This window comes from Carboxylicivirga fragile (assembly GCF_050589805.1).
GTDB classification, from domain to species: Bacteria; Bacteroidota; Bacteroidia; order Bacteroidales; family Marinilabiliaceae; genus Carboxylicivirga; species Carboxylicivirga fragile.
In genome coordinates this window covers 25,415-37,954 of sequence record NZ_JBNGOY010000007.1, presented here as the reverse complement: position 1 = coordinate 37,954, position 12,540 = coordinate 25,415, and the positions used below count along the sequence as shown (strand labels likewise).

General features: G+C 39.1%; 7 protein-coding genes. All 7 read left to right on the top strand.

Annotation, left to right across the window (positions count from 1 at the left end; genetic code table 11):
• Positions 1-36: 36 nt before the first annotated feature.
• Positions 37-1,716 carry a sodium:solute symporter gene (locus ACRD7B_RS04325; protein WP_430823245.1) on the top strand — a complete coding sequence of 560 codons (1,680 nt, stop codon included), beginning with the start codon at positions 37-39 and terminating at the stop codon, positions 1,714-1,716.
• Between the two features lie 12 nt (positions 1,717-1,728).
• The gene (araD, locus tag ACRD7B_RS04320) at positions 1,729-2,418 is read left to right on the top strand and encodes an L-ribulose-5-phosphate 4-epimerase (RefSeq protein ID WP_430823244.1); all 690 of its coding nucleotides are present in this window, start codon (positions 1,729-1,731) and stop codon (positions 2,416-2,418) included.
• Positions 2,419-2,424: 6 nt separating this feature from the next.
• Positions 2,425-3,453 carry a zinc-dependent alcohol dehydrogenase gene (locus ACRD7B_RS04315; protein WP_430823243.1) on the top strand — a complete coding sequence of 343 codons (1,029 nt, stop codon included), beginning with the start codon at positions 2,425-2,427 and terminating at the stop codon, positions 3,451-3,453.
• A gap of 290 nt (positions 3,454-3,743) precedes the next feature.
• On the top strand, positions 3,744-5,480 hold the full coding sequence (locus ACRD7B_RS04310) for a ribulokinase (protein ID WP_430823242.1): 1,737 nt from the start codon (positions 3,744-3,746) through the stop codon (positions 5,478-5,480).
• A 359-nt stretch (positions 5,481-5,839) separates the two neighbouring features.
• The gene (locus ACRD7B_RS04305) at positions 5,840-8,998 is read left to right on the top strand and encodes a SusC/RagA family TonB-linked outer membrane protein (protein WP_430823241.1); all 3,159 of its coding nucleotides are present in this window, start codon (positions 5,840-5,842) and stop codon (positions 8,996-8,998) included.
• An 11-nt stretch (positions 8,999-9,009) separates the two neighbouring features.
• Positions 9,010-10,629, top strand: a complete 1,620-nt coding sequence (locus ACRD7B_RS04300) for a RagB/SusD family nutrient uptake outer membrane protein (RefSeq protein ID WP_430823240.1) — start codon at positions 9,010-9,012, stop codon at positions 10,627-10,629.
• Between the two features lie 19 nt (positions 10,630-10,648).
• The gene (locus tag ACRD7B_RS04295) at positions 10,649-12,484 is read left to right on the top strand and encodes a hypothetical protein (RefSeq protein WP_430823239.1); all 1,836 of its coding nucleotides are present in this window, start codon (positions 10,649-10,651) and stop codon (positions 12,482-12,484) included.
• Positions 12,485-12,540 lie beyond the last annotated feature (56 nt).

Here is a 12,540-nt window from a genome sequence, read left to right as displayed (position 1 = left end):
TCTAGATAAAAGCCAACTCTCTTTAAAACTAATAAAATGGTAACATTAGATTGGATTGTTATTGGTGTGTTTTTCGTTCTGTTGGTGGCCATAATTTTATGGGTTGTTAGCCAAAAGAATGCGAACTCTGAAGATTATTTTCTAGGCGGCCGTGATGCTTCCTGGATTGCTATTGGAGCGTCTATTTTTGCTTCCAATATTGGATCAGAACACTTGATAGGTTTGGCAGGTGCTGGAGCTTCGAGTGGTATGGCAATGGCCCACTGGGAAATTCAAGGTTGGATGATATTGATTCTGGGATGGGTTTTTGTTCCTTTTTATTCCAGAAGTATGGTACTTACTATGCCAGAATTCCTGGAACGTAGATATAATAAAGAGTCAAGGACTGTATTGTCGCTGATATCTTTAGTAAGTTATGTGTTAACAAAAGTAGCCGTAACTGTATATGCTGGAGGACTTGTATTTCAACAAGTATTTGGTATTGAGGAAATGTGGGGGATTGATTTCTTTTGGATTTCTGCTATCGGATTAGTTTTATTAACAGCTGTATATACCATTTTCGGAGGAATGAAGTCTGTATTATATACATCTGTACTACAAACACCAATATTATTAGGAGGGTCATTAATTATAGTTGTTCTTGGTTTAAAAGCTGTAGGAGGCTGGGAACAAGTACTAGCTATAACAGGTGCTACATCAGTTAATGAATATGGCGATAGTATGGTGAATTTAATCAGAGATAATAGAGATGCTGATTTTCCTTGGTTGGGTGCACTAATTGGTTCAGCTGTCATTGGTTTCTGGTATTGGTGTACAGATCAGTTTATTGTACAACGTGTATTGTCTGGTAAAAATGAAAAACATGCTCGTAGGGGAACTATCTTTGGGGCATATTTAAAATTACTACCTGTATTTTTATTTCTTATTCCTGGTATGATTGCTTATGCAATGAGTGCTAAAGGAGATGTGATGTTGAATGGGGAATTATATGTTCTACCTAGTGCAGATGCGGCCTTTCCTTCATTGGTTGCGCAGTTACTTCCTGCAGGAGTAAAGGGATTAGTTGTTTGCGGTATTTTAGCAGCATTAATGAGTTCTTTAGCTTCGTTATTTAACTCTTCGGCAATGTTGTTTACAATTGATTTTTATAAACGATATAAGCCAGATACCCCAGAGAAGAAATTAGTAAAGATTGGTCAGGTAGCTACGGTAGTTATCGTAACCTTAGGTATTTTGTGGATACCAATAATGCGAAGTATCGGAGATGTATTGTATGAATATTTACAAGATGTTCAATCGGTATTAGCTCCTGGTATTGCTGCTGCATTCTTAATGGGGATTGCCTGGAAACGAGCATCTGCTAAAGGAGGATTCTGGGGATTAATGTCGGGTTTTATTATTGGTATAACTCGACTTGGAGCTAAAGTATATTACAATACTGTTGAAACGGCTGGAGATTCTTTATTTAAAACGGTATTTTTTGATACTAATTGGTTGTTTTTCTGCGGATGGATGTTACTGGCCTGTATACTTGTTGTGGTAATAGTTAGTTTCTTTACGGAAGCTCCTTCTGAAGAAAAAATACAAGGCTTGGTATTTGGAACATCAACACCAGAACAAATTGCGGCCACGCGTTCTAGCTGGAACCATTGGGACGTAATACATACAGTTGTAATTCTTGGCTTAACAGCCGCATTCTACATTTATTTCTGGTAAATCAATAAGAAGATGTTAGAACAATTAAAAAAAGAAGTTTTTAAAGCCAACCTTGATTTGGTGAAGCATAACCTAGTGATTTTCACATGGGGAAACGTAAGTGCCATTGACCGCGAAAAGGGATTAGTGGTGATTAAACCCAGTGGTGTGGAATATGATGTGATGAAAGCATCTGATATGGTTGTGGTGGATTTAGAAGGTAATGTGGTGGAGGGCGATATGCGTCCTTCATCCGATACGCCAACACATCTGGAATTGTACAAAGCTTTTCCGGAGGTAGGAGGTGTTGTGCATACGCACTCCACCTATGCCACAGCTTGGTCGCAAGCAGGCATAGATTTGCCAGTATTGGGCACAACGCATGCCGACTATTTTTATGGCGATATACCATGTGCACGAGCGATGACCAAAGCCGAAATTGAAACGGCCTATGAGAAAGAGACGGGTACTGTTATTGTCGAATCATTCAAAGAAAGAAACCCCATGCATGTGCCGGGTGTAGTAGTGAAGAACCACGGCCCTTTTACCTGGGGTAAAGATGCACATGATGCCGTTCATAACAGTGTAGTATTGGAGCAAGTGGCAAAAATGGCGTATGTAGCCAAGCAGATAAATTCGCAAACCGATATGAATGCTGATTTAGTTGAGAAGCATTTTAACCGCAAGCATGGAAAAAATGCTTATTACGGGCAAGGGAAATAGGTAACTATGAAAGCTGTAAGAATAACAGGTATTCGTCAGGTTGATGTGGTTGATGTCAAAGAACCAAATAAGCTGAATAGTCATGATGTGAAAGTAGCTATCCGCTCAGTGGGCGTTTGTGGTTCAGATATTCATTACTATAATGAAGGCAGTATTGGCTCGCAGGTACTTCAATACCCATGGGGTGTTGGTCACGAAGCCGCAGGTGAAGTGGTGGCAATAGGTTCAGAAGTCACAAGCTTACAAATTGGAGACAAAGTGGCTATTGAACCAACTATCTACTGTGGAGAGTGTTCAGAGTGCTTAAACGACCGACGTCACACCTGCCTGAATCAGCGCTTTTTAGGATGTCCTGGTCAGGCAGAGGGCTGCATGAGTGAATATTATATCATGCCAGAGAGCTGTTGTATAAAAGTATCAGAGCAATTAACGCCTCAACTAGCAGTTTTAGCCGAACCCTTATCCATTGGTCTATATGCATTCAAGCTTTCAGGTATGAAACAGGCTAATACGAAAGCGGCTATTCTTGGCGCTGGGCCAATCGGTTTAAGTGTTCTTGCTTCTTGCCTTGAATTTGGTCAGGAACAAGTGATAATGACTGAACCACTTCCATACCGACAAGAGTTTGCCTTGAGAATGGGGGCACAGTCCTGTACTTACCCTGATGACGAGGAATCGTTATTGGAAAAGAATAAAGTAGGCTTTGATGTAGTGTATGAATGTTGTGGCAAACAAGAGGCACTAGACCAGGCCTTACGAATACTCAAACCTGGTGGTAAATTGATGTTTGTGGGTATTCCTGAAACCAAGCATTTACAGTTTAATATGGACCTGATGCGACGAAAAGAAATATGTGTTCAGAATGTTCGTCGACAGAATAACTCATTTGAAGAGGCCATTGAAATGATTACTGCCAATCCAAAATATTATGAGCAAATGATTACTCATAATTACTCGTATAGTGAAGCAGCAGAAGCATTTGAAAATGTTACTCTATACAAGAATGGCGTGATTAAAGCCATGGTGAATTTTTAGTGTTTTAATTGAGAGGTTGATATGGAGATAAAGGATAGGATGATGGAGCAGATAAAGTCTTCAGAGATGATAGAGTATGTTACTATTTATAGTAAGAAAGGAATTTGTCTGTATAATGGGCAGCCCTCAAATAAAATTCTGATTAAAGCATATAAAAAGACTAATAAAAGACTAATAGCTGTTTTAAATATGCGTTCTGGAGGGACTATGATATTTAATCAGGTTGAAATATGTCAAGCACGAGGAATTACAGTCGATGCTTTGTGTATGAATTTAATAAATCAAAACAAATGAAAAAACAATATGTAATCGGATTAGACTACGGTTCTGATTCAGCCCGTTCGGTAATTGTGGACGTGGCAACAGGTGAGGAATTAGCATCATCGGTAAAATATTATCCACGTTGGATAGAAGGTAAGTATTGTGAACCAGCTAAGGACATGTATCGTCAACATCCTTTGGATTACATTGAAGTGATGGAGTACATCGTAAAAGATGCCTTAGCGAAAGCGGGTGATGGGATTGCCGAAAATATAATTGGAATGTCTTTTGACACGACCGGAAGTACACCCGTTATGGTCAATGAGCAAGGAACACCTCTTGCTTTATTGCCAGAATTTGCCGAGAATCCCAATGCTATGTTTGTATTGTGGAAAGACCATACAGCTGTAAAAGAAGCAGCAGAAATAAACGAACTGGCTCATAATTGGAGTGAAGGAAGAACACCTGAAACAATTCAGCGGATTCATCCAACATTCCACATGCCAAATGTATTTAAGCAAGATTTTACAAAATACGAAGGTGGTATTTATTCATCAGAATGGGTATGGGCAAAGGTTTTACATGTCTTACGCGAAGATGAAGCCGTACGAAACGCTTCCTTTTCATGGATAGAGCATTGCGATTGGATGCCAGCTCTTATAACGGGTAAAGAAAATCCATTGGAGGTACCTCGGAGCCGTTGTGCAGCGGGTCATAAGTCTATGTGGCATGAGAGCTGGGGCGGCTTGCCGCCACAAGAATTCTTGAGTGCATTAGATCCTGTTTTAGACGGCTATCGTGATCGATTGTATAAAGATACCTACACCAGTGATGTAGCTGTTGGTAATCTGACGACAGAATGGGCAGAACGCCTTGGTTTAACAACCAATGTAAAAGTTGGTGTAGGCGCTTTCGATTGTCATATGGGAGCAGTTGGTGGCGAAGTAACACCTAATGTATTGGCTCGCGCTATTGGTACATCAACTTGCGATATCATGATTGCTCCTTATGAGCAAATCGGAGATAAGTTAATTGCCGGTATTTGTGGTCAGGTTGATGGTTCGGTTGTTCCAGGTTATGTTGGCTTAGAAGCTGGTCAGTCTGCTTTTGGTGATATCTATGCGTGGTTTAAAAAGGTTTTGGCCTGGCCTATCGAAAATATTCTAGCAAAATCAGAAATTGTTGATGCTGCAACAAAGGCCAAATTAATTGACGAAACAATGGATGCCATCATTCCTCAACTAGCTGAAGAAGCAATGGCTATTCCGATGGAAGAATCAACCGTGCTTGCGGTTGACTGGATGAATGGTCGTCGTACGCCTGATGCCAGTCAGGAAGTAACTGGTTCTATTGCCGGTTTAAAGCTGGGTACAACAGCACCTCGTATTTTCCGCGCTTTGGTTGAAGCAACAGCCTTTGGTTCAAAAGCCATTGTTGACCGATTTGCTCGTGAAGGGGTGGAAATTAATGGAATTATTGGCTTAGGAGGCGTAGCTAAAAAATCACCTTTTGTGATGCAAACCTTAGCAGATGTATTAAATATGCCAATAAAAGTAGCTACAACTGAGCAAACTTGTGCCTTTGGAGCAGCTATGTTTGCTGCCACAGCAGCAGGTGCTTATGAGAAAGTGGAAGATGCGCAAAAGGCTATGGGTAAGGGGTTTGAGAAAGAATATCATCCAATAGCAAAAAATGTAGATGCTTATACTGTTATTTATAACAAGTACCTAAAACTTGGAGTTTTTACCGAGCATAACAATATATAAGAATCAAATTATCAACGGTAGAGGTCTTCAAACTATTTTACCGAATTAAAAAGCCTGTGCAAAACGTTGTACAGGCTTTTTTAATTAAATCAAACCTATTAGATAATCATTCTAGCATTATACTATGGATTTAAAATGAGAATCTAATAATAAATAGTTAATAGCTGTGTAATGCCTAGATAACTATATAGATATGCTGTTTATTGTTAACATTTGATGCTTGATTAGTTATCATTATTGAGGGTGCTGTTATCATTCCTGTAGTCACTGTTAACAATTGTTAATGACACTCGGAGGCTTCACTAATAGATTTGTGCAGATTAAATAATCGAGTTTTACTTAAATCTGATTTTATGATTATGAAAAAAGCACGGAATGCAATTTCAGCTGGATTAATACCTATTAATTATAGGTACATAGCTGTTCTTGCTTTTATGTTACTCACTGCGATGGTAACAAATGCACAAGAAAAAAGAACCATTACTGGTAATGTGGTGTCAGCTAATGATAATCAACCAATACCAGGAACTAACGTGATGGTTAAAGGAACCACTTCTGGAGGTATCACAGATGTTAATGGGAATTATTCAATTACAGTCCAGGAAGGAGATGTTATTATCTTTTCCTTCATAGGGTTTAAAAATCAAGAGATTGTAATTTCGAATCAATCAATTATTGATGTCAGATTGATTGAGAATATTTCTGAGTTCGATGAGGTTGTAGTTGTTGGATATGGAGTTCAGCAAAAGAAATTGGTAACTGGTGCAACGGTTCAGGTTAGTGGAGATGATATTGCTAAACAAAGTACAACCAGTGCCCTGGAAGGCTTGCAAGGGCAAACAGCCGGAGTTCAAATAACATCTACATCAGGTCAGCCAGGAGAAGGTATGAATGTGCGAATTCGCGGAGTTGGAACCATAGGTAATTCTGGTCCTTTATATGTTGTTGATGGAGTGCAAACAGGTGATATTTCCTATTTGAATAATGCAGATATTGAAAGTATAGATATTTTAAAAGATGCCGCTTCAGCTGCGATTTATGGTTCACAGGCTGCCAATGGTGTAGTTTTAATAACAACCAAAACAGGTAAGGCAGGTAAAATGAATGTAAATTTTGATGCCTATTATGGTGTTCAGAATCCATCGCGTCAAATCAGTATGTTGAACAGTAAAGAATATGCTGTTATAATGAATGAAGCCGCTATCAATTCAGGCAAGAGTGCTCATTTTACACAAAATGAAATTGAAGCCATGGGTGAAGGAACCGACTGGATTGATGAGATGATCTATCCCAATGCAGTTACTCAAAACTATTCATTCGGCTTGAACGGAGGTAATGATGTATCTGTTTATTCCATGTCCATGTCATATACAGGACAAGAAGGAGTAATGGGTGGTCCTGATGTTTCGGACTACAATAGATATGTTTTTAGGGTTAATACAGAACATAAGCTGTTTGATGATATAGTAAAAGTTGGACAGCACTTAACATTCAGCTATGTTGATAAAAATGGTATTTCTGTAGGGAACCAATATAATAATTCATTAAGGGGTGCTTTTAATACAAGTCCTTTTTTACCAATGTATGATGATAATGGAGATTATTTAAATAACACGGCAGGTGCTGGAGTAATGTACCAGGGTCAAGAATGGGTGCCTTGGTTTGATGGAGAAAGTAACCCCTATGCATCAATGGTATTAAATAATCAGAGCCGTAACAATAATCAAAAACTGTTTGGTGATGTTTATTTGGAAATTAATCCAGTTAAAGGCTTGAAATTCAGAACGCGTTTAGGCGTTGATTTTTATACAGGAGAAGGACGTTCATATTCACCGCAATATCAATTATCAATTTATTCCCAACGTTTATTCGATTCGGCTAGCCAAACGATGAACAAAGGCCTGGCATTGACATGGGATAACTATGCCACGTATGACTTGACAATAGATAAGCATTCTATGACGGCTATGGCTGGTATGTCCGCATATCAGAATCAAGGATCATGGGTTAGTGTTAGTAACTCTGATTTGACGATTTCAGATCTTGATCATGCTTATATTGATAATACAACAAATACTGATTTAACTAGACTATCATTTGGTGGAGCACCTTTTGATGAGTCTATGCTTTTGTCATATTTTGGACGTCTGAGTTATAACTATGATGAACGTTATATGTTGAATGCTACATTTAGAGCAGATGGTTCTTCTCGTTTTGCTAAGGGTAATCGTTGGGGGTATTTTCCGTCAGTTTCAGCAGGCTGGGTTCTCACCAATGAGGAATTTGCTACCGGACAGGATTGGATGGATTTCTTTAAGCTTCGCGCAAGTTGGGGACAAGTTGGTAACCAGAATATTGCAGCCTGGCAGTATTTAGCGCCAATAAGCATTGGAACATCTAATTACTATTTTGGTTCGGCCGATTTTGATGCATCAGGTAATTCTGTTGGGGCTTACCCAAGTCGATTGGGTAATCCTGATATTGTTTGGGAAACCTCAGAACAGATAAATATTGGTTTTGATGCTCGTTTTATTGATGCTCGCTTAGGTGTAAATTTTGATTGGTACGATAAGCAAACTAAAGATTGGCTACTTGAGAAGCCGGGTTATGCAACCGATGGCGCCGATGCACCATTCTTTAATGGAGGTACCGTTAAAAACACAGGTATAGAATTAGCATTAAACTGGAATGACAATATTGGTGATTTTAAATACTTTATAAGCGCAAATATTGCAAAAAACAAAAATGAAGTAACAGATGTGCCAACAGAAGATGGGATTGTTCATGGCTTAACTAATCAATTATACGATAATGCTGGCGAATTTTATCGCAGAGCCGAAACAGGCATGCCGGTAGGTTATTTCTGGGGATGGTCAACAGGGGGTGTTTTTCAGAACGAAGCAGAAGTAGCTAACCACAAGAGTACCGATGGTACACTTATTCAGCCAAATGCTAAACCAGGTGACCTAATATATATCGATCGCAACGACGATGGCGTGATTGATGATGATGATAAAGGTATGATAGGTGATCCAAATCCGGATTACACTTATGGTTTTAATTTAGGTTTTAGTTATAAAGGTTTTGACTTCTCTGTATTAGCGAATGGTGTTGCTGGTAATCAGATTGTTCAATCCTACCGAAACCAATCCAACGGTTATGCTAATTATACAAAGGCTATTCTCGGTCGTTGGCATGGAGAAGGAACATCAAACCATACACCTAGAGTAACTGAAACCAATGTGAATTGGCAATTCTCTGATATATACGTTCAAGATGGTGACTTCCTTAGAATTAGCAATGTAACCTTAGGATACGATTTTTCAAATATTATCCAAAGTGGCTTATTTAAGCAAGTTCGCCTCTATGCTACTGGTCAGAATGTATTCACATTTACTAAGTATGATGGAATGGATCCTGAAGTAGGATATGGCTTAGAGGGTGGGTCATCTGGTGTGGATTTAGGTTTTTATCCGCGACCACGCACATTTTTGCTAGGTGTAAATGTTAAATTTTAAATGAAAGAGAAATGAAGAAAATTTCAATATATATAGTTCTATTAGTTGCTCTTTTGGCATCAGCTTGCTCCGATAGCTTTTTAGATAGTGAGCCTATTACCGATATAACTGAACAGAACTTTTATAAGACAAAAGCTGATGCTGAAAAGGCCATAATAGGTTGTTACGATGGAATTCAAGTCTTATATGCGTCAGGTGTTGCTTTCCCGGTATTATCTGAGGTGATATCGGACAATACTTTTGGAGCAACAGGGAATAATGATGCTTATAATTACCAAGTTCTAGATGAGTTTGATATTAATCGCTCACCAGGTGAAACAGATATTCTTAACGATAACTGGAAAAATTATTACAAAGCCATTTACCGAATGAATATGCTCCTAAAAAAAATGGATCAGATTGATTGGGAAGACGATTTAGCTTTTAAAACAAATATCGAAGCTCAAGCCCGTTTCCTTCGTGCTTACTGTTACTTTGATATGGTACGTATATGGGAACGTGTGCCATTATTAACAGAACCGGAGAGTGGAAATATTCCACAAGCTCCCATTGATGATACATATAAAGTTATAGCCGAAGATTTGAAGTTTGCAGCTGAAAACGGAACAAATGTAGTTGAACCCGGGCGGGTTAATCAATATGCTGCAAAAGCTTTGCTTGCTCGTGTATTCTTGTTTTACACAGGTTATTATCAAAAAACAGACTTAGTTGGAGTTGTTGATAAAAGTACTGTTTTACAAGGGTTGGAAGATGTTTTGGGTGTTAGTGATTATGGCCTTGTTGATGAATTCAAAAACTTGTGGCCGGCAGCATCTGCAATGGTAAACGAAGCCGGCGATGGATTGGAATCAAGTTATGCAGGTAAGGATAATCAGGAAACCATTTTTGCAATTAAGCATAACATTACATCCGACTGGAATGGTAACACTGATGGAAACCATTGGCTGGTAATGATGGGATTGCGTGCTACGGAATACAATGTGCCTTATAGCAAAGGTTGGGGTGCCTGTACAGTTTCAGCTGATTTGTATGCAGCATATGAAGATGGAGATACTCGCAAAGAAGCATCAATCATTTCGATTATAGGTGAAGACCTCTCATTCGATAATGGTGGACAGCGTGAATATACTGGGTATACAGTAAAGAAGTATACGCCAATGGCCAGTCCGTATAAAGACGAAGAAACAGGAGAGATAAATGTAGGAGATGTTTCGGAAATTAATGGTGGAGAGAATTTTATGATTAGCCAGTTTCAGGATTATGTGGTCATACGTTATGCGGATGTTATGTTAATGGCAGCTGAGCTTGGTAGTGCTAATGCACAAAGTTATTTTGATGAAGTGCGTCGTCGTGCCGGCCTGGATCCGAAAGCCCTGACTAAGGAGAATATTATGGTAGAGCGTCGTTACGAATTTGCTTTTGAAGGTATTCGTTACTGGGATTTATTGCGTCAGGGAGTTGATGTGGCAGCCAATGCTATTGGTACAACTACAAAAGTATTGAATGGTGGTGTTGAAACTGATAAGGTCATTCAATCAGCTAAGGTAACCGAAACCAAAGGTTTGATGCAAATTCCTCAACAGCAAATTACTCGCTCAGCAGGTGTGTTAACTCAAAATGCCGGTTGGTAATAACTTAAACAACAAAAAGATGAAGAAAAATATATTTCATATTGTCATAGCTGTCATGGTGCTGGCCCTTGGCTTTGTAGCTTGTCAGCCCGATGATTTTGAGCTGGGTAATACCATCTCAAAGGATGCATTAAAATACAGTATAGTACAAGATGCTGAAGACCCTAATATGGTGCTGCTTGAGAGTTTAACAGACGATGCTGCTCCACATTGGATTACACCATTGGGGCGTTCAACACGTGAAAAAGATACCGTTAAATTAGCATTCCCAGGTGTTTATGATTTTGCATATGGCGTAATGTCGGCAGGTGGTTATATTCAGGATGATACGATGCAGGTTGAAATTACCACAACGAACTTCGAATACATTAATGATCCACTTTGGGAGTTTCTCTCTGGGGGAGTTGGAAATAGTAAAACATGGAGATTAGATTATGGAGACTATGGCCTTGCTGCAGGTCCCTTAACTTATTGTGAACCTCAAACAACTTGGGTGGAATGGCAGGCAGGCACTGCTGTAATAGGATGGGCTCCAGCCTGGAGTGATAATCAATGGATAATTGAAGAGGCTGATAAGGATAGTAGAATGACTTTTAGTTTGATTGATGGTGCCGTTATGACTACTCATAAAGTTACGGAGGGTGTTGATGAAATAGGAACTTATTCTTTGAATGTAGATAATCATACTATTACAACAACAGATGCTACTATTCTTCGTTCAAATAATTTTATTGCTAATGCAACTAACTGGAATAATGATTTGGTAATTCTCGAACTAACTGAAATACAATTAATGGTTGGTGTAAGACGAACTAACGAAGAAGGAGATTACTTGTATGTATGGAATTTTGTTTCGGATGAATATGCTGAGAACTATGTGCCAGAGGATTTACCAGACCCGGAACCAATTCTACCTGATGGCTGGAAAGATGATGTTTCTCAAGTAATAAACACATCTATCAAATGGGTATTATCGCCTGAAACACCATTTAACTGGGCTAATCTTGATGGCTCGCTAATGAATGCCGATTGGGTGTCGCCAGATACCTATGCTGATTGGACGGGTATGAACGCTGATGTACCACCTACTTATGTTGATTTTGCATTAACCATGAATTCAGCAGATAATACTGTTCATATGGTATTGCCCGATGGAACAGAGTCGGAAGGTACCTATACATTGGATGAAAAAGGTATCTATACCTTTGATGGTGTTAAGCCTGAGTTCATAATATGTGGTGGCTGGGTAACTTTAAGCACGACCGCCGAAAATCAGTGGCGTATTTTATCCATTGAAAAAGAAGCTGGAAATGTAACAGGGATGTGGGTAGGAGCACTTGCCACTGATAAACCGGAGTATATGTGTTATAAATTAGTACCACAAGCTAGCGGTTCTGACGATGGAGGATCCCCTCAAGGAACAGAACTGGCTTTTGATAATACTAAGTTCGTCTATGGTGACCTTGAAGAAAACGGAAATTTGCGTTTAGAATTATATAATGATTATAGCAGCACTGCAGCTGATCCTCCTTTAAATAGAGATGACCTGGTATTCACTAATCGTATTGAAATAACATTTACATTAGGAGGTATTACGCTTCAAGATGACGCAGTGGGTAATTATAATACTGCTTTTTCATTGGCCGATGGTGACTGGGAGCCTCAGTATTGGGGAGATGGAACTCAAGAACAAGTTGCTTCAGTGACCGGTGATGGCACCTACACTGTTTCGTATGATCCTACATCAACGAGTGAAGGTGCAGCAGTTTTTGTTATTGACATTAAAGGAATGGCTGCTGAAATTAGTGATATTAATGCTGTGACAGCAACAATTGATAAAGTAGTTTTATTCTAATAACTTTAATACCGGAGGTTAGTCTAATCTCCGGTTATTCCAACCTTATCATTAAC

Bases quoted from the DNA above. Each gene is read 5' to 3' on its own strand.
- ACRD7B_RS04325 (WP_430823245.1), top strand. From the start codon at position 37: ATGGTAACATTAGATTGGATTGTTATTGGTGTGTTTTTCGTTCTGTTG.
- araD (WP_430823244.1), top strand. From the start codon at position 1,729: ATGTTAGAACAATTAAAAAAAGAAGTTTTTAAAGCCAACCTTGATTTG.
- ACRD7B_RS04315 (WP_430823243.1), top strand. From the start codon at position 2,425: ATGAAAGCTGTAAGAATAACAGGTATTCGTCAGGTTGATGTGGTTGAT.
- ACRD7B_RS04310 (WP_430823242.1), top strand. From the start codon at position 3,744: ATGAAAAAACAATATGTAATCGGATTAGACTACGGTTCTGATTCAGCC.
- ACRD7B_RS04305 (WP_430823241.1), top strand. From the start codon at position 5,840: ATGAAAAAAGCACGGAATGCAATTTCAGCTGGATTAATACCTATTAAT.
- ACRD7B_RS04300 (WP_430823240.1), top strand. From the start codon at position 9,010: ATGAAGAAAATTTCAATATATATAGTTCTATTAGTTGCTCTTTTGGCA.
- ACRD7B_RS04295 (WP_430823239.1), top strand. From the start codon at position 10,649: ATGAAGAAAAATATATTTCATATTGTCATAGCTGTCATGGTGCTGGCC.